Consider the following 23438-nt stretch of genomic DNA (forward strand, 5'->3'; position numbering starts at 1 on the left):
CGACTGTCACGACGGCGGCGTCGCCGCCAGCGCCGACGCCAGGAACGCCGGTGCGGCGACCCTGCCGAAGACGATAACGGCCGGAGGTTTCACCGCCGTTTCCCCTGCGATACGAACGATGTCAGCAAGTGAACCTCGCGTGACGCGCTCGCGAACCGTCGCGGCGGACTCGATGATTGCGACCGGCGTCGACGGGTCCGCGCCCTCCTCGAGGGCGGCCTCGACGAACGCGGGAAGCGCGGCGACGCCCATGAGCACGACGAGCGTCGCGCCCTCCCCCAGCGCCGCCCTCGCGGTCGGCTCGGGCCCGGCGTGACCCGAGGTGATGACGACCGAGGTCGACACCTGACGATGCGTCGGCGGGATCCCCGCGAGCGCGGGTGCGGCGAGCGCCGAGGTCACTCCCGGCACCACCTCGACGGGGATGCCCGCCTCGGCGCACGCGTGCACCTCCTCGCCTCCGCGGCCGAAGACGAACGGATCGCCGCCCTTGAGCCGTACAACTGTGAGGCCGCGGCGGGCACGGTCCACGAGGATCTCGTTGATCTCGTGCTGCGGGACCGGGTGGTTGTCGGGAGACTTCCCGACATTGATCACCTCGACGTGCTCCGGCAGCGCGGCGAGCAGCCCCGTCGCGCCGAGCCGGTCGGTCACGACGACGTCGGCCTCCGCCACCAGACGCGCGCCGCGCACCGTGATGAGGTCGACGCTGCCCGGACCGGAGCCGACCAGGACCACGCGCCCCGCACGTCGCCTCACGCGGCGCATGTCCACCTGGCCGGCGTCGAGCAGCGCGCCAAGAGAGTCGCGCACGCGGGCGACGCGCGCGGGATCGGGCGCACCCTCGGAGACGACGCCGATCGACAGGTCGCCGTGACGCGACACCGCCGCGACGCGCGCCTTGGTGGAGAAGCCGTCGGACGAGTTCACGCACCAGATGCGGCGGTCCGCGGCCCACGCCGCGACCTGCATGTTGATGTCCGCGTCGTCCGTCGCCGCGATGACCAGCCAGGCGCCGTCGAGATCCGTCGCGCGGACCTTGCGATCGATCCAGCGCACATCGCCGTGCGAGACCTGGGCGGCGACGTCGGTGCCGCACTCAGGCGCGACGACGGTGACGTCGGCACCCGAGTCGAGCAGGCCCCGCACGCGACGCGCGGCCACCACGCCGCCGCCGACGACCACGACGAGCCGGTCAGCGACGTCGAGCGACAGGAGCAGGCTCACGGCGCCTTGGCCTCACGCCCTCCCCAGGTCTTCACGGCGTCGATCACGCGATCGACGTGCGCCTCGGTGTGCGCGAGGGACACGAACCACGCCTCGTACGCGCTCGGGGGCAGCGCGACGCCGCTGGAACGCAGCGAGTGGAACATGTCGGAGTACCGCAGGGCGTCCTGGTCCGAGACCTCGTCGAACGTGATGGGCGGCTCGGACAGCCCCAGGAAGATCGAGAACAGCGTGCCCGCGCGCCCCACGGCGTGGGGGACGCCCGCGGCGTGCAGCTGCTCGCTCACGCCCTTGCGCAGCAGCGCCGACACCTTGTCGAGGCGGGCGTACGCGTCGTCGTCGAGAAGCCGCATCGTGGCCAGGCCCGCGGCGACCGCGACGGGATTCCCGGACAGCGTGCCGGCCTGGTAGACGGCGCCGACGGGCGCGAGGAGGTCCATGAGGTCGGCGCGGCCCGCGACCGAGGCGACCGGCAGCCCTCCGCCGATGACCTTGCCGAAGGTCACGAGGTCCGGCGACCATGGCTCGTGGCCCGCCGCGACGTCCGCGTCGCGCTCAAGCCCCCAGCCTCCTGCGGGGCCCGCGCGGAAGCCCGACAGCACCTCGTCGAGGATCATGACGGCGCCCTCGTTGCGGCACAGCTGAGAGATGAGGCGGTGGAAGCCCTCGGGCGGCGAGACGACGCCCATGTTCGCGGGGACGGCCTCGACGATCACCGCGGCGATGCGGGAGCCGTGCTCCGCGAAGGCGTCGGTGAGCGCGTCGACGTCACCGTAGGGCAGCACCATCGTGTCCTTCGCGACGCCGGCCGTGACTCCCGCGGAGTCCGGGACGCCCGAGGTCGCGAGACCCGAGCCCGCGGCGACGAGCAGCGCGTCGGAATGGCCGTGATAGCAGCCCGCGAACTTCACGATCACATCGCGGCCGGTCGCGGCGCGCGCGATGCGCAGCGCCGTCATCGTCGCCTCGGTGCCGGTAGATACGAGCCGCACCTTCTGCGCCGGCGCGTAGCGCGCGCGGATCTCCTCGGCGAGCTCGACCTCGGCCTCGGTGGTCGCGCCGAAGCTCAGGCCGTTCGAGGCCGCGGCTCGCACCGCGGACACGACCTGCGGGTGAGCGTGTCCGACGATGCCGGCCCCCCACGAGTCGACGAGGTCGATGAACTCGCGCCCTGCGGCGTCGGTGATCATCGCGCCCTTGGCGGACGCGATCGGCAACGGGTGGCCGCCGACGCCGTTCCACGCACGCACGGGGCTGTTCACGCCGCCGGGCATGACGTCGGCAGCGCGCTCCTCCCACGCCTTCTCGCCGCGCAGGGTACGCAGCCCCAGGCGGTTCATCTTCGTCTTCAGCTGCGACGAGATGGGCTTCATGCGTCCTCCTTCAGCCAGGCCGCGAGCTCGATCGCGGCATAGGTGACGACGATGTCCGCGCCCGCGCGGACCATCGAGGTGAGCGCCTCCAGGTGGGAGGCGCGACGGTCGATCCAGCCGTTCGCGGCGGCCGCCTCGATCTGGGCGTACTCGCCCGACACGTGGTAGACCGCGACGGGAACATCGGACTGGGCGGCGACGTCAGCGACGACGTCGAGGTACGGCAGCGCGGGCTTGACCATCACGATGTCCGCGCCCTCGGCCTCGTCGAGCGCCGCCTCGAGCGAGCCCTCGCGGCGATTGGCGGGATCCATCTGATAGGTGCGACGGTCGCCCTGGAGCTGACTGTCCACGGCCTCACGGAAGGGCCCGTAGAACGCGGAGGCGTACTTCGCGGCGTACGCGAGCAGCGACACGTCGGTGAAGCCCTCGTCGTCGAGCGCGTCGCGGATCGCGACGACCTGGCCGTCCATCATGCCGCTGAGGCCCAGCACGTGCGCGCCGGCCCGCGCCTGCGCGAGCGCCATTCGCTGGTAGACGAGCACCGTCGCGTCGTTGTGGACGTTGCCGTGCGCGTCGAGCACGCCGCAGTGGCCGTGATCGGTGAACTCGTCCAGGCAGAGGTCGGCCATGACGACGATGCGGTCGCCCGCGGCTGCGACTGCCTCGGCGATCGCGAGGTTGAGGATCCCGTCCGCCTCGCATGCGGCGGTGCCCTCGGCGTCGCGCACCGAGGGGATCGCGAACAGCATCACGCCGCCGAGCCCGGCCTCGATCGCCGCCTCGACGGCGGGCCGCACTCCCGACAGAGGGATCTGGTCCACACCGGGCAGCGAGGTGATCGGCCGCGGCACGTCCAGGTCCTCGTGCACGAACAGCGGCAGCACCAGCTGTGCGGCCTGAGGGCGCACCTCGCGCACGAGCCGACGCATCGCCGGCGTCGTCCTCAGCCTCCTCGGCCTCCTGGACAGGCTCATCGGTCTCCCTTCGCGGCGAGGGCGGCCGCGAGCGCGTCCGCCATTCCGTCATAGCTCGGTTCGGTGGCGACGGCGTCGACCCGCATGCCCGCCGCACGGGCAGCGGCCGCTGTCGTCCCCCCGATGGCCACCATCATGGTGGAAACCGGTACGTCGGCGCATTGCGAGGCGAGACGCTCGGCGACCGACCCCGACGTCAGCAGCACCGCATCGAACTCCCCGGCGCGCAGCGCGGCGACCGTCTCGGCCGAGGCTCCGGGGCCGTCGACGGTCCGGTACGCCTCGACCTGGTCCACGTCCCATCCGCGGCGCGCGAGGCCGCGGGGCAGCGTCGGGGCGGCCAGGTTGCCGAGCGGGACGAGCACGCGCCCCTCGCCCTCGGGCAGCTCCTTGGCGATCCCCGCGGCCGACTGGCGGCCCTGCGGCACGAACGACACCTCGAGGCCCACCTCGGCGCACACGGCCCTGGTGGACTCCCCGACGGTCGCGACGCGCGAGCGCGGCTGCGGCTCCGTGAGGCTCCTGCCTTCGCGCTCGGCGATCCTGTGCATCGCGAGCACCGCGTTGCGGCTCGTGACCGCGAGCCAGTCGTACTCGCCGTCGCACCACGCGATGACCGCGTCCGCGAGCGCAGCAGGATCCGAGGGGCCCTCGATCGCGATGAATCGCGCCTCGTCGACCGTCGCGCCCGCCGAGCGCAGACGCTCGGCCATCTCGCGACGCGCGGACGTGACGGGAACCAGGACACGCACATCCGCGAAGGGATGTGCGGTCATCGCGCTCCCATCAGGCGCGCGGCGCCGCGTCCCAGCAGTGCGTGGGCGGCCGCGCGGCCGACCGCGGAGGCCTCGGTGGCCGGACCGCGGGTGTTCTCGTTGAGCTGGAGGGAGCCGGCGGTGTTGGTGACTCTCAGCTGGAGGTGCAGCTCGCCGTCCCTCACGGTCGCGTAGGCGCCGACGGGAGCGGAGCAGCCTGCCTCGAGCACCGCGAGGGCGGCGCGCTCGGCGATGACCGAGGCCCGCGTGTCTGCATCGTCGAGCGCCTCGACGAGCTCGCGCACCATGGGGTCCGCGTCCTGCCGGATCTCGACCGCGAGCGCGCCCTGTCCCGGCGCGGGCACCATCACGTCCACGGGGAGCAGCTCGGTCGCCTCCTCGAGCCGACCGAGTCGGCTCAGCCCCGCGCCCGCGAGCACCACGGCGTCGAGGTCGTCCTGGATCCGCGCGAGCCGCGTGTCCACGTTGCCGCGGATGTCGACGATCTCGAGATCGGTGCGTGCGCGGCGCAGCTGCGCCGCGCGGCGCGGCGAGCCCGTGCCGACGCGGGCTCCGACGGGAAGCTCGTCGAGCGACGGACCGGTCGTGCACAGCGCGTCGCGCGGGTCCTCGCGCAGAGGGATCGCCGCGATGTCGAGACCGTCCGCGGGCTCGACGGGGATGTCCTTGAGCGAGTGCACGAGCAGATCGCAGCCGCCGTCGAGCAAGTGGTCTCGCAGCGCGTTGACGAACACACCGGTCTGAGACAGGCCGACGAGCGAGGCGCGCGAGGTGTCGCCGTGAGTCGTGACGATGTCGAGCTCGACCTCGGCCTCGATGCCCCGGGCGGCTGCGGCCGCGACGATCGCGTCGGCGACGTGACCCGACTGGGTCATCGCGAGCGCGCTGCCGCGCGTGCCGAGTCTCAGGTGCATCCGACTATCGTCCCACGTCGCGCGTGCGCGGCGCTCACCGCGCGGGGTCCACGTCGCGGAAGCCGGACCCCATGACGAGCACGATCGCAACGACGGCGCCGAGGAACGCGAGCCACGCGGGCGCGAGATAGCCGAGACCGAGCGCGATCAGCACCGCGCCGAGGCCCGACCCGAGCACGGTCGCCGCGTTGAGCGCCGAGTGCGACAGCGCCGCCCCGAGCGACGGCGAGGCGTGGATGACGTCCATGAGCCGGGTCTGCGAGGCCTGGCTGAAGACCTGCACGAAGGCTCCGAGCGCGACCAGGAAGACCACGGTCGGCCAGCCGGTGTCCCCGAACAGGCCGAGCAGCAGCAGCGATGTCGCGAGCCCGAACAGCCCCACACGCGCCGCGAGGAGGGTGCCCTTGTCGGTGAGCCAGCCTCCCGCGGTGGCGCCCACGGTCATCCCGATGCCGAACAGGGCCAGCGTGACGGTGACCGCCGTGGGGCTGAAGCCATTCGTGTCCTCGAGCAGCGGCACCATGTACGACTGGACGGCGCCGAGACCCGCGAAGCCCGCGACGATGATGAGGAACGACATCCACAGCGGGCGTCCCCTCAGGGTCGACAGCTCTCCGGTGAACGTCGTCCCCTTGGTACCGGGCACGCGCGGCGCATAGGCCCAGATGAGCGCGAGCCCCGCAAGCCCGACCACGGCCACGCCCCAGTACATCGTCCTCCACCCGAACGTCTCTGACCCCCACTGCATCGCGGGCACCCCGATGACGGTCGCCGCGGTGAGCCCGTACATGATGGTCGCGATCGCGCTGCCGCGCTTCTCGCGTCCGACGGCCAGCATGCCCACGTAGGCGGCCGTGCCGAGCAGCGCGCCATGCGGCAGCCCCGCGAGGAAGCGGATCACGAGCAGCGACCAGACGTCGGGCGCGAGCGCGGTGAGCGCGGAGGTCACGACGAACGCCGCGGACATCGTGATCAGCAGCCGCCTGCGACCCCATCCCGCGAGGCCGACCATGAGCAGCGGCGCCCCGATCACGACGCCGAGCGCGTAAGCCATGATCGTGTAGCCGATCATGTCGACCGAGGTGTCGAGCGTCCTGACCTGGTCCTGGATGACTGCGGACGCGCCGCCCTGGGTCAGACCGATGCCGAGCCCCGCGACGACGAAGCCCGCGAGCACCGCCGCCGGATGCGGCGAGCGCGCGCTGTCGGGAAGCCTCCACCGGGGCGCGCCCGAGGGCGCGACCGGCGGGAGGGCGGTCACCTCACACCTGGCTCGGCGGGTCCGCCGTCGGTGTCCGCGTCGGTCTCAAGCTCGGCGTCTCCCGACCCGGGAGACTCGGCCCCGCCCGCCACCGCATCGTCCCCGCGCCTGCGCACCCACACGATGACCGCCGTCGCGACGGCGATGAGCACCGCGACCCCGATCAGCCGCGCCCAGCCTCCGGTGCGGTCTCCCTCGGCCTCGACCGGCGTCGCCGACGCGGTCGGCTCGGCGGACGCGGAGGTCACCGCGGCGGCGATCGGGGTGGGGGACGCGGACGATGCGACGGTTGCCTCGGCACGGGGCGTCGACGACGCGCTCGCGGAGGGTTCGGCGGTCGGCTCCGCCGTCGTGACCGCCACTTCCACGAAGGCGAAATCGACCTGACCCTCGAGAGGGTGCCCGTCCTCGGCGACGACGCGGAACACGAGCGACCATTCGCCGTCCGTCAGAGCAGGCACCTGGGCCGTCACGGTGTTCTCAGCGGGGAACTCGGGCTCGAGCTCGATGCGCTCATCGTCCTTCACGAGCGCGAGCGTCGTGCCGAGGTCGAGCACCGCGCCGGAGAACTCGAGCGTGACCTGCTCGAGCTCGGTGAGCACGTCGCCGTCCTCCGGATCGGTGCCGACGAGCGACGTGTGGGCGTACGCGGCGCTGCCGGGAAGCAGCACGGCGAGCGCGACCACGAGCGCGAGAGTCGAACGAAGCATGGAGGTCCTCATGCGGCCATTGTCCACCGAAATCGCCGCTACCTGCCCGTCACCATCCGTTCATGCGCCACACCCCGAACTCTCACCCTTCGGACACCCGGTGGCGTGACAATGAAGCCATGAAGGTAGCGCTGGTCGCCGAGTCGTTCCTGCCGCACAACAACGGCGTGACGAACTCGCTGCTCCGTGTCATCGAACACCTCACCCTGCGGGGCGACGAGGCGATCGTGATCGCCCCCGAGTCGCGCGGCGCGCGCGGCCCGGTCCACTACGGGGTCGCGTCCATCACGCGCCTTCCCGCGATGGGCTGGCCCGGGTACCACGACGTCAGGGTCGCGCTCTCGGGCACGGGACGGCTGTCGCGCATCCTCGAGGACTACTCCCCCGACGTCGTTCACCTCGCGAGCCCGTTCGTGCTCGGCTGGACCGCCGTCAAGGCGGCGCAGGACCTGGGCCTGCCGACCGTGGCGGTCTACCAGACCGAGGTGCCGTCCTACGCGGACCGCTATCGCATGGGATGGGGCGAGGGCATCCTGTGGAACCGCGTGCGCAACATCCACCAGCGCGCGGACCTCAACCTGGTGCCCTCGACGTACGCGATGCGGCAGCTCGAGCAGCTGGGTGTCGAGCAGCTGCGGCTGTGGCCGCGTGGCGTCGACGCCGCACGGTTCAACCCCGCCAAGCGCTCGGCGACGCTGCGCTCGCAGTGGGCGCCGGATGGCGAGATCGTCGTCGGCTACGTCGGCAGGCTCGCCGCGGAGAAGCAGGTCGAGGACCTCGGGAGGCTCGCGTCGATCCCCGGCATCAAGGTCGTGATCGTCGGCGAGGGCCCCTCGCGCCCCAAGCTCGAGGCGATGCTCCCTGACGCGGTGTTCACGGGCTTCCTCAGCGGCGAGGAGCTCGCCCAGGCGACCGCATCGTTCGACCTCTTCGTGCACTGCGGGGAGCTCGAGACGTTCTGCCAGACCATCCAGGAGGCGCTCGCCTCGGGTGTGCCCGTGATCGCTCCTCGCCGGGGCGGCCCGATCGACCTGGTGAATCACGGCGAGACCGGCTTCCTCTACACGCCCGGCCGTCTCGACGAGATGGTCGACTACGTGCGGCTGCTCGTCGACAACGACGAGCAGCGGCTCCGCTACGGGAACCACGCGCGCGTGTCCGTCGAGGGTCGCACGTGGGCCAAGGTCTGCGAACAGCTGATGGGGCTCTACGCCGAGGCGATCCAGAGCCGCGCCGTCCTGCCCGACCGCCCGTGGGACTGGGCGGACGAAGAGGTGGTGCGCTGATGCGCATCGCGCACATCGCGAACTTCTACGGGCCCACGTCCGGGGGCCTGCGCACCGCGATGCACGCGCTCGGCCGGGGCTATGTCGAGCGCGGCCACAAGGTGCTGCTCGTGGTGCCCGGCGCCGAGGACACCGACGAGCTGACCGAGTACGGACGACGCATCACGCTCCAGAGCCCGATCCTGCCCCTGAGCGGCGGGTACCGGGTGATCTCGCGGCTTCGCGAGCTGCGCGGCATCCTGCGCGGCTTCCGTCCCGACGTGCTCGAGGTGTCGGACCGTACGACGCTGCGCTCGCTCGGAGGATGGGCGGCCCGCGAGGGCATCCCGTCGGTGTTCTTCTCCCACGAGCGCGCGGACGGCATCCTCGCCGCGAACCTCCCCGAGGCGCTCGGCGCACGGCTCCCCCTCGAGTCGATGGCTGACTGGCACAACCGCGGCACCGCGCGACGATTCACGACGATCGTGTCGACCACCGCCTACGCGGCCGAGGAGTTCGACCGCATCGGCGTCCCTGTCGAGCGGGTGCCACTCGGCGTCGACCTGGAGACCTTCCGGCCATCGCGCCACGACGAGGCGGTGCGCTCCGAGCTGGCCTCGCGCGACGAGACGCTCCTGCTGATGGCCTCGCGCCTGTCCTCGGAGAAGCGGCCCGACCTCGCGATCGATGCGGTGCGCCTGCTCGCGGAACGCGGCATGCCCGTGCGCCTGGTGTGCGCGGGCGGCGGCGCGCTCGACGCACAGATCCGCGCGCGAGCTCAGGGGGCGCCGATCGACTTCCTCGGATTCGTGTCGGGGCGCGACCGCTTCGCGACCCTGCTCGCGAGCGCCGACGCGGTGATCGCCCCCGGCCCGATCGAGACCTTCGGCCTCGCGGCGCTCGAGTCGCTCGCCTCGGGCACGCCCGTCGTCGTCAACGCCGCGTCCGCGCTGCCCGAGGTGGTCGCCGAGGCGGGCGTCGCCGCCAAGGGCTCGCCCAAGGAGTTCGCGGACGCGATCGCCACGCTGCTCTCGCGCCCCGCGGAGGAGCGCCGACGCACGGCGCGGAGCCGCGCGGAGCAGCTGCCATGGTCGGCCACGATCGACCGGATGCTCGCGATCCATCGCGGAGCGAAGGAGCGGGTCTCGGGCTGAGAGCCGGCCACGGGGACCTTCGGGGGAAGGAAGTCGCGATGCACGGTCCAGTGGTGGTGGCTCTGGGGGACTCGATCACCTATGGCGTCGGCGACGGCACGCAGAGGCCCGAGACCGTCACCGAGGTGCCGATCGGATGGGCCGCTCACGTCGCTCATGCGCTCGGTGCCTCGCGTTTCACGAATCTCGCGTCGAACGGGGCGCGCGCGAGGCATCTCGCGAGGAGCCAGGTCCCGACCGCGCTCATGGCGCGGCCCGACCTGGTGCTGATGACCGTCGGCGGCAACGACGTGCTGCGCGGCGACTTCGATCCGGAGGGCATCCAGCGCGACGTCGCGGACGCCCTCGAGCGGCTGACGCGCCCTGGCCGCTCGGTGGTGCTCCTCTCACTCGACCGCATCGGGCTGTTCGATCTGGTCGGAGGGCCGATCGCGGACGTGATGGCGCGACGCATCGGCGCGGCCAACGCGGCACTGCGGCTCGCGGCGGCCGGAACCGGGGCTGTGGTCGTGGATGGCGCCGCGGCGATCGCGCCGAGCGGCAAGCGCGGCTGGCACATCGACCGGGTGCACCCGTCGGCGATCGGCCATCGCGCGCTCGCGCAGCACGTGATCGACAGGCTCGGGGGCGACGTCGCGCCCGTCGCGAGTCTCCTGCCCCCGCCTCCATCTCCCGCGCTCGCGGACCGGCTGTGGTGGCTCGCCCGCCATGGCACCCCGTGGGTCGCCAAGAGGTCGCGCGACCTCATCCCGCAGGTCGCGGCGATGGTCACGCACGAGGTGCTCGAGGAGAGGCGCAGGGGCCGCAGCGCGACCGCGTGACCGCCCCTCCGGGGAACCGCGTCATCCCTGCGTGCAGAGGGCCCGCCCCCTTCGCCGGACACAGAAGCGCCCGGGCCGTCTGGGGGCTGACGGTCCGGGCGCTGTCTCGGGTCTCGTCGCGGCACGGTGTCGGGGCCGCGACACGAACTCCTAGTAGAGGATCACGCTCAGCTGCTTGACGATGGGGATCTCCCGCCACCACTTGCCGAGGCCGATCGACTGGTGGCCGAGCTCGACCCACACGATCGCGATCATCATGAGCGCGTACAGCAGGTGCTCGTCGAGGAACGGGTTCGTGGAGACAGGCATCTGGGTCATGTACATCATGACGACCATCAGCGAACCCGAGATCGCGCCGACCTTGGTCCCGATGCCGAGCATCAGCGTCAGGCCGACGCCGAGCAGGCCGAGCATGAACGGGATGTCGGTCCAACGCTGGCCGCCCAGCTCCACGAAGAACGCGTTGAACGGGCTGTTGACGTTGCCGGCGTACACCAGGTAGCCCTCGGTGACGTGGCCACCGTTGATCCAGGCGCTGTCGCAGAACGCGTCGATCGTGACCGAGGCGTCGTCAGCGACCGTGCGGCAGGTCGAGAAGCCGAGCCCCAGAAGCTTGTCTAGGAATGCCCACAGGAAGTAGAAACCGAGCGCGATGCGCGTGATGCTGAGCATCGTCCAGCCGAATGGGGAGCCAACCTTGCCTGAGGTGGTGGCGACCTCGTCGTTCACTGCCATTGTCTTCTCCTCGAATTCCGGTTTTCGAGCCTTTTGGTGATTCGTCATTGATCACCTATTCCCGAAGGTAGACCTGTCCACCGAGGTCTGCACGGGACGTCGGTCCCGCCGGGCGTGTCACCCGGCTTCCCTGGTACGCGCGATGAAGCCGCAAGCGGCGCCGAGGCGGCGGCCCGAGGGCAAGCGACAGCAAGGCCCGCGGCGCACCAGCGGGGCGTCGCGCTGGCGCGCGGCTACCCCTCGAGCGGGCGCAGCAGCAGCGAATCGAAGAAGCAGCGCAGGTCCGCAGCCATGTCGACACGCTCGTCGTAGAGCCACTGGATCTGCAGACCGTCCATCAGCGCAGTCGTCTGCCGCGCCGCCACGGCCGGGTCGACTCCGTCTCGCAGCTCGCCCGCCTCCTTGAGGTCGAGGAAGGTCCTCACCCACTGCTCGTGCACCGCGACGTAACGCACCTGGAAGTAGTCGTGCGCGGGATGCGTGTCGTCGGTGCCACGGGCAACGATCATCGCGAAGGCCTGCACGATGTTCCTCACGCCCGCGTTGTCCTCCGCGTGCCGCACGATCTCGGTCAGGATCCGCCGCCCCGGCGCATCGGCCGTGCCGTGCTTGCGCTCGGTCACCTCGTCGCGCCTCGCCAGCACCGCCGTAAGGAGGTCCTCCTTGCTCGGGTACTGATGCTCAAGGGCCGAGGGCGCGATCGCGCACGCTGCGGCCACGTCCGCCATGGTCACGGCATCCATGCCCCGCGCGGCGATGAGCGCGGTCGCGGTCGCGAGGATGTGCTCCCGCGCACTCCCTCTCGAGTGACCGCGGGCTGGCGGCTCGGCCGCACCGGGCGAGCCGGTCGTGTCGACCATCGCGCCTCCCCTCTGCCGTCTCACAGTAGCAAGTGGTACCTTGCGAGACGCAAGAGTGGGAATGGCCCCCGGCTCCCCTCGCCCATCCAACGACGCATGACAAGGAACGCGCCATGACCACCCCCGCCTACCTGGATCCCGCGCGCACCACTCCTGAGCGCGTTGCCGACCTCGTCTCCCGCATGACACTTCCCGAGAAGGTCGGGCAGATGATGCAGATGCACACCTACGACGGCGTGGATCACCTGGTCGAGGAGTGGCACGTCGGGTCCATCCTGCACGCGTCGCCCGAGAGCCTGACCCGCGCGCACGCGCTCGCCGACGCCTCGCGCCTGGGAATCCCGCTGCTCGTGGGCGAGGACTGCATCCACGGGCACTCGTTCTTCGAGGGCGCGACGATCTTCCCCACCCAGCTCGGCATGGCGGCGAGCTTCGACGCCGACCTCCTCGAGCGCGTGGGACGCGCCACGGCGCGCGAGGTGTCGACGACGGGCATCCACTGGACCTTCTCCCCCGTGCTGTGCATCGCGCGCGACCTCCGGTGGGGCCGCGTGTCCGAGACGTTCGGCGAGGACCCGTGGCTGATCGGCGAGCTCGCGTCCGCGCTGTTCCGCGGCTACCAGGGAGACGGCGCTGGCGACCGCGAGGGGATCCTCGCGACGGCGAAGCACTTCGCCGCCTACTCGGAGACCCAGGGAGGCCGCGATGCGTCGGAGGCCGACGTCTCGCAGCGCAAGCTCCGCTCGTGGTACCTGCCGCCCTTCGAGCGCGTCGCGCGCGAGGGCTGCCGCACCTTCATGCTCGGCTACCAGGCGATCGACGGCACGCCGATCACGATCAACGACTGGCTGCTGAACGACGTGCTGCGCGGTGAATGGGGCTACGACGGCATGCTCATCACCGACTGGGACAACGTGGGCAACCTCGTGCGCGAGCAGCGACTCTTCCCCGACTACGCCGAGGCCTCCGCAGCCGCGGTCAACGCGGGCAACGACATGATCATGACGACGCCCGACTTCTTCACCGGGGCGCAGGAGGCCGTCGCACGCGGACTGCTCGACGAGGCGAGGATCGACGAGGCCGTCGCCCGCATCCTCACCGTGAAGTTCGACCTGGGGCTCTTCGAGGACCAGCGCCGCCCCGACCTCGCCCGCCAGGCAGAGGTCATCGCGTGCGACGAGCACACCGCGCTCAACCTCGAGGTCGCGCGCCGCTCGATCGTCGTGCTCGAGAACGACGGCGTCCTGCCGCTGAATCGCGACGAGGTCGGCCGCATCGTGGTGGTCGGCCCGAACGCGGACGACCCCGACGTCACGCTCGGCGACTGGGCCGGCGCGTCCGGCCAGGCGGACTGGCTCATGCACGGTCACCCCCGGGCGCAGATCGTCACCCCGCTCGACGGCCTCCGCGCGAGCGCGGGCGACGACATCGAGATCGCGCACGAGCTCGGCGCGGAGATCCTCACCACCGAGCCCGACCCCGCCGGCGGCTACTTCGACGACGGTCAGCCGCGCGCCCAGATCGTCATCCCGCGCGAGCCCGACGACGCCCTCATCGACGCGGCGGTCGCGCAGGCCGAGGCCTCGGACGTGTGTATCGCGGTCGTCGGTGACCGCGGCGAGCTCGTGGGAGAGGCCAAGTCGACCGCGACGCTCGAGCTGCTCGGTGGCCAGATCGCGATGCTCGACGCGCTCGCCGACACCGGCACCCCGCTCGTCGTCGTCCTGATGGCCTCCAAGCCGCACGTCCTGCCCGCCTCGGTCCACGCGATGGCCTCGGCGATCGTCTGGGCCGCCAACCCCGGGATGCAGGGCGGCACCGCTCTCGCCGAGGTGCTGTTCGGCGACGTCGAGCCCTCGGGCCGACTGCCGATCTCCTTCGCGCGTCACGTCGGCCAGCAGCCGACCTTCTACAACCAGATCGACGCTCAGCACGGCGTCCGCTACGCCGATCTCACGCAGGAGCCCGCGTGGGTCCTGGGCCACGGACTGTCCTACACGACGGTGTCGTACTCGGGGCTCACGGTCCTGAGCCCCGAGGTGTCGGTCGACGGCACCGTCCACGCCGAGGTCACCGTCGCCAACACCGGAGCCAGGCCCGCGCTCGAGACCGTCCAGGTCTACGTGCGCGACGTGAACACGTCGGCGACGTGGGCGGATCGCGAGCTCAAGGCCGTGCGGCAGGTCGAGCTCTCCCCCGGCGAGTCCGTCCGCGTGGCGCTCGAGCTTCCCGTGAGCGCGTGCACGATCGTCGACGCGCGCGGCCACCGCGTGGTCGAGCCCGGTGAGTTCACCCTGCTGGTCGGCCCCTCGTCGCGCCGCAGCGACCTGCTGACCGCGACGTTCCACGTCGTGGTCGACGCGACCGCAGCCGCCTCCGGTTCGTAGAGTGCCTGCATGACGACTCCGACCGGCGCGGTCCCGCGCCACCTGAGCCGCGCCCGCGTCGGCGTCTCCCTGGTGTTCTTCACCAACGGCATCGTGCTCGGCGGCTTCGCGCCGCGCATCCCGGAGATCCGCGCGGGGCTGGAGATCTCGTACGGCGCGCTCGGGGTCGCGGCCGCGATGTGGCCCGTGGGGGCGCTCGCCCTGGGCCTGCTCGCCGCCCCGCTGATCCGACGGTTCGGCTCGGCGCGCCTCGCGGCGGTGACGATGATCGCGAGCGCCGCCGTGATGCTCGGCGCCGGCGTGGCGCCCACGGTGTGGCTGTTCGGCGCGGCGCTGTTCCTCGTCGGCGTCACCGACGCGTGGGTCGACGTCGCCCAGAATGCCCATGGCCTGCAGGTGCAGAAGCTGTATCGCAGGTCGATCCTCAACGCGTTCCACGCGCTGTGGTCGATCGGAGCCGTCGCGGGCGGCCTCATCGGAGGCGCGTGCGCGGGGCTCGGGGTCTCGGTCCCGCTCCAGTTCACGGTGACGCTCGCGATCGTGGTGGTGATGAACCTCGTCGCGTACCCGATGCTCCTGCCGCATGAGCCCGAGACGGTCGAGGACGTCGATCACGCCGCGGGCGAGTCCGCGGTGCCCCAGCACACGCCCCTCACCAGGATCCCTCTGCACACCTGGGGCGTCCTGCTGGCCCTCACCGTCATCGCGATCGGCGGCGGATGGGTCGAGGACGCCGCCTCGACGTGGTCGGCGAGCTACATGCAGGACGAGCTCGCGACCGGCGCCGCCCTCGCCGCCTTCGCCTTCGTCGCGATGCAGGGCAGCCAGTTCGTCGGGCGGCTCGTGGGCGACGGCATGGTGGATCGGTGGGGTCAGCGCGCGGTCGCGCGCGTGGGCGGTGGCCTCGTCGCGCTCGGCATGGGCCTCGCGCTCGCCTTCCCCTCCCCGTGGGGCACGGTCGCGGGCTTCGCAGCGGCGGGCTTCGGCGTCGCGACGCTCATCCCCGGCGCGATGCATGCCGCCGACGAGCTCCCCGGCCTGCGGGCCGGCACCGGGCTCACGATCCTGTCGTGGCTGCTCAGGCTTGCGTTCCTCGTGTCGCCGCCGCTGGTCGGCTGGATCGCCGATCAGACCTCGCTGCGGGCCGGGCTCACGCTCGTGCCGGTCTTCGGCGTGCTGATCGTGCTGCTCGCGGGCTCGATGGCGCCGCGCAAGGAGACCGCCGCCGCGGCCGCGTGACCGCTCGGCCCACCACGGAGGACGAAGGGAGCGCGCCCCGCATGAGCACCGTCGTCAAGGAGCGGGCCGACGCCCCGCACGGATTCTTCGAGGCCGAGGCCGCCGGGCTGCGATGGCTCGCGGAGGCGGACGGCCCCCGCTGTGCAGAGGTCATCGGTGTGAGCCCCGGGCGCATCGAGGTAGCACGGATTCATGAGATGGTCCCCACGGTCTCCGCCGCGCACAACTTCGGCGCGGCTCTCGCGCGCATGCACCTCGCGGGTGCCGCGTCGTTCGGCTCGCCCCCCACTGGCTGGGACGGGCCGCTGTTCATCGGCGAGCGGCGGATGCCCACCCTCACGTCGGAGTCGTGGGGCGAGTTCTACGCCCACCGCAGGGTCCTGCCCTTCGTGGACGATGCGGTGGCCGCCGGGAACCTCACGGTCGCCGAGGCCGACGTCGTGCGGCGCGCGTGCGACCTGATCGCGGCGAGAGGATTCGACGACGACGCGCCTCCCGCGCGCCTCCACGGCGACCTGTGGGCGGGGAACCTGCTCTTCGGCGCCGACGGCGCCGTGCTCATCGACCCCGCGGCGCACGGTGGGCACGGCGAGACCGACCTCGCGATGCTCGCGCTGTTCGGCGCCCCGCACCTGGGCGCGGTCCTGAACGGCTACGCGTCGACGTCGCCGCTGCGGGAGGGCTGGCGCGCGCGGATCGGGCTGCACCAGCTGCACCCGCTCGCCGTCCACGCCGTCGGTCACGGGAGGGCGTACGGCGTCGCGCTCGCAAGCGCCGCGCGTGGCGTGCTGGACGCGGGGTGAGGTCTCCCGCCGCGGGCTGATCTCGGGGCTCAGACCTCAGGGTCAGACTTCGGTCGAGTCGCCCACCTCGAGGCGCTCGAGCGGGATCGGCACGCGACCGACCTGGCCCAGATGCGCGTCGAGCATCGTGAGCCCGATCTCGCTCAGCGCGGCCTCGTGGATGGCGATCGCGCGGCGAGGCGACACGGCCGAGAGGAACGCCGCGGCGTCGGGGAAGCGTGTCCAGGGCCCCGAGACGGGCACGAGCAGGGTCGCGACCGCGATGTCCGGCACCTGATAGGAGTCGCCAGGGTGGTACACCCGCCCGCCGACCAGGTACCCGACGCTCGGGACCCGTGGCTCCTGCGGGTAGATCTCGGCGTGCAGGCCGCCGAATACGTCGACGTCGAAGCCGACGACGTCCGTGCGGTCACCCGGGTTCACGAACTCCACCGCGGTCCCGATCTCGGCCAGGCCACCGACGACTGCCTCGAGCCCGACGATGGGAAGCGAGGGCCTTCTGGCGAGCTCGGCCTCGAGGGCGGCTCGATCGAAGTGGTCGGGGTGCGCGTGGCTGATGAGCACGGCGTCCGCCTGGGACAGCAGCTCGGGAGCGCGCGGTTCGAACACCCCGGGATCGATCAGCAGGGTGCGTCCTCGCTCCTCGAGCGTGACGCAGGCGTGCACGTGCTTGGTCAGACGCATATCGGACCTTCCCTGGTCTCGGGGCTGTTCTTGCACCCTACGCCCGAAAGCTCGACGGCCTCTGACACCGAGGGTCAGGCGTCATTCACTCACCACGCGCGCCGCGACGATGGCGCGCGCACACTCGATCGCGTCGTAGAGGTGGGCGAACACGTGGTCGTCCTCCTCGAGTGCTCCCATGTGCGCGAGAAGGCCGACGTGACGGTCCTGCACCCCCTTGATGAGAACCACCACGCCGCGCCGCTCGAGCGTCGTGACGAGCTCCGTGAGCACCTGGGCTCCGGTGGTGTCGAGCAGCCGGATCTGCGACATCCGCAGAATCACCACCTCGACCCCTTCGATCCGGGCCACGCGGTCAAGCACCCTGTCCGCGGCGCCGAAGAACAGCGCGCCGTCCAGCCGCAGCAGAGCGATGCGCGCATCGCCAGGCACCGGCAGACCGGGCAGCTCCTCGCGATGCACGCCGGCGGACATCGAGACGGCCCGCAGCGCAAGCACCGCGGCCACGCCTACGCCGATCACGATGGCGTAGATAAGGTCCACGCTCACCGTGATGAGCGCGGTGAGCACGAACAGCAGCGCATCGGACCTCGAAGCCTTCATGACGGAGCGGACAACGGACGGCCTCACCATCGACACCGCAGTGACCATGAGGACTCCTGCGAGCGCGGCGAGGGGGACCCGCGCCACGAGCCCCGAGGCGACGAGCACGATCACGAGAAGCACGACGGCGTGAGTGACCGCAGAGACGCGTGTACGGGCCCCCGAACGGACGTTGACGGCGGTGCGCGCGATCGCACCCGTCGCGGGCATGCCGCCGAACAGCCCGGACGCGACCGAGGCGAGACCCTGGCCGACAAGCTCGCGGTCGGCGTCGTAGCCACCGACGTCGGTGTAGGTCTGCGCAACCCTCGCCGACAGCAGCGACTCGATCGCCGCAAGCGCGGCGATCGCGATGGCTGGCGCCGCGAGGCTGCGCAGCGAGGCAAGATCGAGCTCCGGCAGGGTCGGACTGGGAAGGCCGGTCGGCAGCGCTCCGATAGTTGGGACGTTCACGCCGAGCGCCGTCGCGCCCAGCGCCACGGCGACGATCGCGACGATCGCGCCAGGAACTGCCCCGGTCACGAGGGGCCAGAGCCTCATCACCGCGACGACGGCAAGCACGAGCGCGAGCGCCGGCCACGCGACTCCCCAGTCCGCACCGAGCACGGCGTCGACCGCGGCTCGCCAGGCCTTGACCCCGCTCTCCCCGTGCGCGAGCCCAACGGCCATCGGTACCTGCTGAAGGAAGATGATGATCGCGATGCCGACCGTGAACCCCTCGATCACGGGCCACGGGATCAGGCCGACGAGCCTGCCGAGCCGCGCGACGCCCGCGGCCACGACGAGCAGGCCAGCCATCACGGTCACGAGCGCGAGCGCGGACACGCCGCGGTCGGCGAGCACGGGCGCGAGGACCACGACCATCGCGCCGGTCGGCCCGGACACCTGGACATGGGACCCGCCAAGGACTGCGGCGACGACGCCCGCGACGATCGCGGTGATCAGTCCCGCGGCCGCGCCCGCCCCCGAGGACACTCCGAAGGCGAGTGCGAGCGGCAGCGCCACCACGCCGACGGAGACACCCGACAGCAGGTCGACTCGCCAGCTGCGCCGCAGCTCCGCGTAGTCGCGTCGCGAGGGCAGCAGGGATCTCCAGGCAGCGCCGCTCATGCGCGCTCCCCCGCTCCGAGTGAGGAGGTCACCTCCTCATGCGCCCGCAGCACGTCATGCAGAAGCGTGCGAGCGGCGGCGAGCAGCGCCGCGACCGACGGGTGCGCGAGCCGGTACGCGACAGTGCTGGCCCGACGCTCGGAGCGGACCAGATCGTATCCGCGCAGCACGCGCAGGTGCTGCGACAGATGCGAGGCCTCCATCCCGGTGATCTCCAAGAGCTCTGCCACGGTGCGCTCGTCCTGCTCTGCGAGCAGCTCGAGCACCCGGATGCGGACGGGATGCGCGAGCCCCTTGAACAGGTCGGCCTTGACCTCGTTGAGCGGCCTGCCTGTGTGCATGCCGTAGCCCCCTCCATCGCGATGTGATGACTTCATCATGTCACCAAGAAGGCGCCGCAGGGGCACGGGAGATCGATCCGAGAGGAATATCACGCCGCCTCTCGCGTTTTTAGATGCATACGCATATAGTTGGGGCAGCCAGCCCCGGAGCGAGGAGTCATCATGCAGTTCGGCCTCATGTCCGTCTCGGACATCACTCGAGACCCCGTCAGCGGACGCACGCCGTCAGAGGCGGAGCGCATCAAGGCGATCGTGACGATCGCCAAGCACGCGGAGGACGTCGGCCTCGACGTCTTCGCGATCGGCGAGCACCACAACCCGCCCTTCTTCTCGTCGTCCCCGACCACCCTGCTCTCCCACATCGCCGCGATGACCGAGAGGCTCATCGTCACGACGTCGACGACCCTCATCACGACCAACGACCCGGTGCGGCTCGCCGAGGAGTACGCGATGCTCCAGCACCTCAGCGACGGCCGCATGGACCTCATGCTCGGCCGCGGCAACACCGCGCCCGTCTACCCGTGGTTCGGCCAGGACATCCGCCAGGGCCTCCACCTCGCGCTCGAGAACTACAACCTCCTCCACCGCCTGTGGCGCGAGGACGTCGTGGACTGGGAGGGCAAGTTCCGCACGCCCCTCCAGGGCTTCACCTCGACGCCGCGCCCGCTCAACGACGTGGCCCCGTTCGTGTGGCATGGATCGATCCGCACGCCCGAGATCGCCGAGCAGGCCGCGTACTACGGCAACGGCTACTTCGCGAACAACATCTTCTGGCCCAAGGAGCACTACCGCCGCCTGATCGACTACTACCGGCGCCGCTTCGAGCACTACGGCCACGGCACGCAGAAGCAGGCGATCGTCGGACTCGGCGGCCAGGCCTTCATCGCCAAGAACTCGCAGGAGGCGCACTCCCAGTTCCGCCCCTACTTCGACGAGGCCCCGGTGTACGGCAACGGCCCGACCATGGAGGAGTTCGAGAGCTCGACCCCCCTGAGCGTCGGCTCGCCGCAGGAGGTCATCGACAAGACCCTCACCTTCCAGGAGACGTTCGGCGACTACCAGCGACAGCTGTTCCTCATGGATCACGCGGGGCTGCCCCTCAAGACCGTGCTCGAGCAGCTCGACCTGCTGGGTGGCGAGGTCGTCCCGGTGCTGCGCAAGGAGCTCGAGGCGCGACGCGACCCCGAGTCGCCCGCGAACCCGCCGAGCCACGCGGACCTCGTCAAAGCCAAGTACGGCGACCAGCCGCCGCGCCAGCCCGCGCCGAACGCCAACCGCGGCGACAACGTCACCGGCGGATCGCCCTACCAGGACTCCGAGGCGGAGGTCACCGCCTACCCGACGCTGTGAGCGCCGCGACCACTCCCGCCCCGGCGGCGCCCGCATCGTCCGGGAGCGCCGGCACGACCCGGACGCGCCTCGCGAACGAGACGTGGGAGGCGGTGTTGACGGCCTACTCCCAGCTCATGCGCGGCTTCGCCGAGGAGGACGTCTGGTCCGACGCGTCGATGCGCGAGTACGACGTGCTCTACACGCTCAGCAAGTGCGACAGCCCGCAGCGGCTGTCCGACCTGGGGCGGCACGTGCTGCTGAGCCAGCCCGGGCTGTCCCGCCTCGTCGACCGCCTGGTCGACCGCGGCCTCGTGTCCCGCTGCGCGGACCCCGCCGACGCCCGCGCCTCCCACCTGTCCCTCACGGAGCAGGGCCGCGCGGTCCAGCGCACGATCGGCCGCTCGCACGGCCGGTCGGTCGCCGAGGCCATGACCGCGGCGCTGTCCGACGACGAGCTCGTGCAGCTGCGCGACCTCGTCTCCCGCCTGTCCTCCCCCTCCTGAGAAGGAGCCCCGCATGAACCAGACCGACCCCTTCCGCCTCGTCGTCGTGAGCGCGGGCGTGTCCGACCCGTCGTCCACGCGACTGCTCGCCGACCGCCTCACGCAGCGCGTCGTCTCCGCGGCGGGCGAGCGCGACCGCGAGACCACCGTCACCGTGATCGACCTGCGCGAGCTGCTTCCCGAGCTCCCGGCAGCCCTGTCCACGCAGCTGCTCGGGCCGCGCTTCCAGCGCGCCGTCGAGGCGCTGTCCCAGGCCGACGGAGTGATCGCCGCCGCTCCCGTGTACAAGGCCGGCGCCTCGGGCCTGTTCACCTCGTTCTTCCAGGTCCTCGACAACGACCTGCTGATCGGAAGGCCCGTCGCGCTCGCCGCGACCGCCGGCACGGCGCGCCATGCGCTCGTCGTGGACGAGGAGATGCGCTCGCTGTTCGCGTACCTGCGCGCGCTGCCCGTGCCCACGAGCCTCTTCGCGGCAACAGAGGACTGGGGCGACGAGGCGCTCAACTCCCGCATCGACCGCGCGGCGCACGAGCTGGTCCTCCTCATGGAGTCAGGCTTCGCCCGCGCGGTGCGTGAGCAGTCCTGGAAGCGCTACCAGCACTCCTACGGCTCCGACGCGGGGCGCGAGCTCGAGATCGACACGGACACGGACCTCATGCGCCTCGCGGCCGGCGGCTCGCTCGTGGACGCGGAGGACCCGTTCGACCCTCGCACCGCCTGACAGGCGCCGCACTGCGCGAAGGGCGTCGGCGGGCCCGCGGGAGGGTGCGCAGGGGTTACGCTCGAACCATGTGAGGCGCGGCTCCGCGCGCTCGACCCACCTCCACGCTCAGGAAGGCACCGCCGCCGCATGTCCGACCCCACGCCACGCCTCGCCGTCGACCCGGCGTCCGACGACCAGGCCGTCGCCGAACAGCCGGTCTCGACCGACGAGAGGCGCCGCAACCTCACGGTGATCTGGATGCTGATCGTCGCGGCCTTCACGGTGATCCTCAACGAGACGATCATGGGCGTCGCGATCCCGCACCTCATGACCGATCTCGGCATCTCGGCGAGCGACGCGCAGTGGCTCACGACCGCGTTCCTGCTCACGATGGCGGTCGTCATCCCGACCACCGGCTTCCTGCTGCAGAAGTACCCCACGCGCGGGCTGTACCTGCTCGCGATGGGACTGTTCACCGCGGGCACGCTGCTCGGCGCCCTCGCGCCCGGCTTCGAGGTGCTGCTGGTCGCGCGCGTGGTTCAGGCGTCCGGCACCGCGATCATGTTCCCCCTGCTGATGACCACGGTCATGGAGCTCGAGCCGCCTCAGACCCGCGGACGCCGCATGGGCAGCATCGGCGTGGTCATCTCGGTCGCGCCCGCGATCGGGCCCACCGTGTCCGGGCTCGTGCTGTCCGTCGCGAGCTGGCGGTTCCTGTTCGTCGCGGTGCTGCCGGTCGCGCTCGCCGTGCTGATCGTCGGCATCGTCAAGATGCGCACCGTGAACGAGCCGAGCCACGCGCGCATCGACCTGATCTCGGTCCCGCTGTCGGCTGTCGCCTTCGGAGGCGTCGTCTTCGGCCTCAGCAGGCTCGGCGAGAGCGTGGGTGAGGACCTCACGCTGGCCTACGCCTCGTTCGGCGTCGGGATCGTCTTCATGGCGCTGTTCGTCTGGCGACAGCTGCGGCTCCAGCGAGAGGACCGCGCGCTTCTGGATCTGCGGACGTTCCGCACACCGATCTTCTCGATGGCCGTCGTGATGTTCGTCGTCGCGATGATGTCGCTCTTCGGCGCGATCATCCTGCTGCCGCTGTTCACGCAGGAGGTCCTGGGCATGTCCGTGCTCCAGGCAGGTCTCATGCTGCTGCCCGGCGGCCTCATCAGCGGCCTGCTCGCTCCCCCCGTGGGGCGCCTGTACGACCGCATCGGCCCTCGCCCCCTGCTGATCCCCGGCGCGGTGCTCATCGCGACCGCGATGCTCGGCATGGCGCTGTCCTCGCGCGTCGACGCCCCGTGGTGGCAGATCCTCGTGTCGCACATGCTCATGAGCACCGGCCTTGCGCTCACGTTCACGCCGTTGTTCTCCACGAGCCTGGGATCGCTCCCCGAGCACCTGTACTCGCACGGCTCCGCGACGGTCTCGACGCTCCAGCAGGTGGCCGCCGCAGCAGGCACCGCGCTGTTCGTCTCCGTCATGACGGCCCTCACCGTGGCCGGCACCGCGGACGGACTGCCGGCAGCCGAGGCCCAGGCCACGGGCATCCGCACGGCCTTCCTCATCGCCGCAGGGATCGCCGTGGTCGGCATCGTGCTGGCGCCGTTCATCCGCAAGCCCGAGGACACCGCAGGCGGCGCACGCCCCGCCGCACTTTGACGCCGCG

At 71.5% G+C, this 23438-nt stretch carries 22 protein-coding genes; 10 read left to right on the forward strand and 12 right to left on the reverse strand.

Annotated elements, in window-relative coordinates:
- Nucleotides 1-6 precede the first annotated feature (6 nt).
- Genes cobA through B7K23_RS12535 form a run of 7 tightly spaced genes read right to left on the reverse strand, consistent with a single transcriptional unit; the run spans nt 7 to nt 7250 of the window.
- Entirely contained in the window at nt 7-1227 is a 1221-nt protein-coding gene (gene cobA / locus B7K23_RS12505) for a uroporphyrinogen-III C-methyltransferase (protein WP_084126898.1), read from the reverse strand.
- Entirely contained in the window at nt 1224-2600 is a 1377-nt protein-coding gene (locus B7K23_RS12510; protein ID WP_307176063.1) for a glutamate-1-semialdehyde 2,1-aminomutase, read from the reverse strand. The genes cobA and B7K23_RS12510 overlap by 4 nt, the downstream gene beginning before the upstream one ends.
- A complete protein-coding gene (gene hemB, locus B7K23_RS12515) occupies nt 2597-3577 on the reverse strand; it encodes a porphobilinogen synthase (protein ID WP_084126899.1) in 981 nt (326 codons plus the stop codon). The genes B7K23_RS12510 and hemB overlap by 4 nt, the downstream gene beginning before the upstream one ends.
- A complete protein-coding gene (locus tag B7K23_RS12520) occupies nt 3574-4353 on the reverse strand; it encodes a uroporphyrinogen-III synthase (protein ID WP_084126900.1) in 780 nt (259 codons plus the stop codon). The genes hemB and B7K23_RS12520 overlap by 4 nt, the downstream gene beginning before the upstream one ends.
- Complete coding sequence (hemC, locus tag B7K23_RS12525; protein WP_084126901.1) at nt 4350-5267, reverse strand: hydroxymethylbilane synthase; 918 nt, start codon at nt 5265-5267, stop codon at nt 4350-4352. Before hemC ends, B7K23_RS12520 begins: the two co-directional genes overlap by 4 nt.
- Before the next feature lie 34 nt (nt 5268-5301).
- Nucleotides 5302-6528 carry an MFS transporter gene (locus tag B7K23_RS12530; RefSeq protein WP_084126902.1) on the reverse strand — a complete coding sequence of 409 codons (1227 nt, stop codon included), beginning with the start codon at nt 6526-6528 and terminating at the stop codon, nt 5302-5304.
- Complete coding sequence (locus B7K23_RS12535; RefSeq protein ID WP_143338269.1) at nt 6525-7250, reverse strand: copper resistance CopC family protein; 726 nt, start codon at nt 7248-7250, stop codon at nt 6525-6527. Before B7K23_RS12535 ends, B7K23_RS12530 begins: the two co-directional genes overlap by 4 nt.
- Before the next feature lie 107 nt (nt 7251-7357).
- Here B7K23_RS12535 and B7K23_RS12540 point away from each other — a divergent pair, with 107 nt between their 5' ends.
- From B7K23_RS12540 to B7K23_RS12550, 3 genes are read left to right on the forward strand one after another with little or no spacing between them, the layout of a single operon-like run.
- The gene (locus tag B7K23_RS12540) at nt 7358-8524 is read left to right on the forward strand and encodes a glycosyltransferase family 1 protein (protein ID WP_084126904.1); all 1167 of its coding nucleotides are present in this window, start codon (nt 7358-7360) and stop codon (nt 8522-8524) included.
- The gene (locus B7K23_RS12545; RefSeq protein WP_084126905.1) at nt 8524-9657 is read left to right on the forward strand and encodes a glycosyltransferase; all 1134 of its coding nucleotides are present in this window, start codon (nt 8524-8526) and stop codon (nt 9655-9657) included. Before B7K23_RS12540 ends, B7K23_RS12545 begins: the two co-directional genes overlap by 1 nt.
- 38 nt (nt 9658-9695) lie before the next feature.
- Nucleotides 9696-10478 carry a GDSL-type esterase/lipase family protein gene (locus B7K23_RS12550; protein ID WP_159451412.1) on the forward strand — a complete coding sequence of 261 codons (783 nt, stop codon included), beginning with the start codon at nt 9696-9698 and terminating at the stop codon, nt 10476-10478.
- A gap of 150 nt (nt 10479-10628) precedes the next feature.
- Here the strand turns inward: B7K23_RS12550 and B7K23_RS12555 are convergent, their stop codons facing one another.
- Together B7K23_RS12555 and B7K23_RS12560 are read right to left on the reverse strand one after the other, a co-directional pair.
- Nucleotides 10629-11213 (reverse strand): hypothetical protein, encoded by a 585-nt coding sequence (locus B7K23_RS12555; RefSeq protein WP_084126907.1) that lies wholly within the window; start codon nt 11211-11213, stop codon nt 10629-10631.
- A 233-nt stretch (nt 11214-11446) separates the two neighbouring features.
- Nucleotides 11447-12073, reverse strand: a complete 627-nt coding sequence (locus tag B7K23_RS12560; RefSeq protein WP_084126908.1) for a TetR/AcrR family transcriptional regulator — start codon at nt 12071-12073, stop codon at nt 11447-11449.
- A gap of 113 nt (nt 12074-12186) precedes the next feature.
- On the opposite strand from B7K23_RS12560, the gene B7K23_RS12565 reads away from it, so the two are divergent.
- The 3 genes from B7K23_RS12565 to B7K23_RS12575 are packed head-to-tail and all read left to right on the forward strand — an operon-like array spanning nt 12187 to nt 16502.
- Nucleotides 12187-14460, forward strand: a complete 2274-nt coding sequence (locus B7K23_RS12565; protein WP_084126909.1) for a glycoside hydrolase family 3 N-terminal domain-containing protein — start codon at nt 12187-12189, stop codon at nt 14458-14460.
- Between the two features lie 9 nt (nt 14461-14469).
- On the forward strand, nt 14470-15699 hold the full coding sequence (locus tag B7K23_RS12570; RefSeq protein WP_084126910.1) for an MFS transporter: 1230 nt from the start codon (nt 14470-14472) through the stop codon (nt 15697-15699).
- A 41-nt stretch (nt 15700-15740) separates the two neighbouring features.
- Nucleotides 15741-16502, forward strand: a complete 762-nt coding sequence (locus B7K23_RS12575; RefSeq protein WP_084126911.1) for a fructosamine kinase family protein — start codon at nt 15741-15743, stop codon at nt 16500-16502.
- 42 nt (nt 16503-16544) lie between these two features.
- On the opposite strand, the gene B7K23_RS12580 is transcribed toward B7K23_RS12575, so the two are convergent.
- The 3 genes from B7K23_RS12580 to B7K23_RS12590 all read right to left on the reverse strand — a co-directional run bounded on the left by B7K23_RS12580 (nt 16545) and on the right by B7K23_RS12590 (nt 19240).
- Nucleotides 16545-17186: an MBL fold metallo-hydrolase gene (locus B7K23_RS12580; protein WP_084126912.1), complete on the reverse strand. Its 642-nt coding sequence runs from the start codon at nt 17184-17186 to the stop codon at nt 16545-16547.
- Nucleotides 17187-17267: 81 nt separating this feature from the next.
- Nucleotides 17268-18899, reverse strand: coding sequence for a SulP family inorganic anion transporter (locus B7K23_RS12585; protein WP_084126913.1), 1632 nt, complete (start codon nt 18897-18899; stop codon nt 17268-17270).
- Entirely contained in the window at nt 18896-19240 is a 345-nt protein-coding gene (locus B7K23_RS12590) for a metalloregulator ArsR/SmtB family transcription factor (protein WP_084126914.1), read from the reverse strand. Before B7K23_RS12590 ends, B7K23_RS12585 begins: the two co-directional genes overlap by 4 nt.
- A gap of 162 nt (nt 19241-19402) precedes the next feature.
- On the opposite strand from B7K23_RS12590, the gene B7K23_RS12595 reads away from it, so the two are divergent.
- The 4 genes from B7K23_RS12595 to B7K23_RS12610 all read left to right on the forward strand — a co-directional run bounded on the left by B7K23_RS12595 (nt 19403) and on the right by B7K23_RS12610 (nt 23431).
- Nucleotides 19403-20590 (forward strand): LLM class flavin-dependent oxidoreductase, encoded by a 1188-nt coding sequence (locus tag B7K23_RS12595; protein WP_084126915.1) that lies wholly within the window; start codon nt 19403-19405, stop codon nt 20588-20590.
- Complete coding sequence (locus B7K23_RS12600; protein WP_234996524.1) at nt 20587-21075, forward strand: MarR family winged helix-turn-helix transcriptional regulator; 489 nt, start codon at nt 20587-20589, stop codon at nt 21073-21075. Before B7K23_RS12595 ends, B7K23_RS12600 begins: the two co-directional genes overlap by 4 nt.
- Nucleotides 21076-21088: 13 nt before the next feature.
- Nucleotides 21089-21796: a CE1759 family FMN reductase gene (locus tag B7K23_RS12605; RefSeq protein WP_084126916.1), complete on the forward strand. Its 708-nt coding sequence runs from the start codon at nt 21089-21091 to the stop codon at nt 21794-21796.
- 129 nt (nt 21797-21925) lie between these two features.
- Nucleotides 21926-23431 (forward strand): MDR family MFS transporter, encoded by a 1506-nt coding sequence (locus B7K23_RS12610; RefSeq protein WP_084126917.1) that lies wholly within the window; start codon nt 21926-21928, stop codon nt 23429-23431.
- Nucleotides 23432-23438: the final 7 nt, after the last annotated feature.

Origin of the sequence: Demequina sp. NBRC 110054 (assembly GCF_002090115.1) — a bacterium.
Lineage (GTDB): Bacteria > Actinomycetota > Actinomycetes > Actinomycetales > Demequinaceae > Demequina.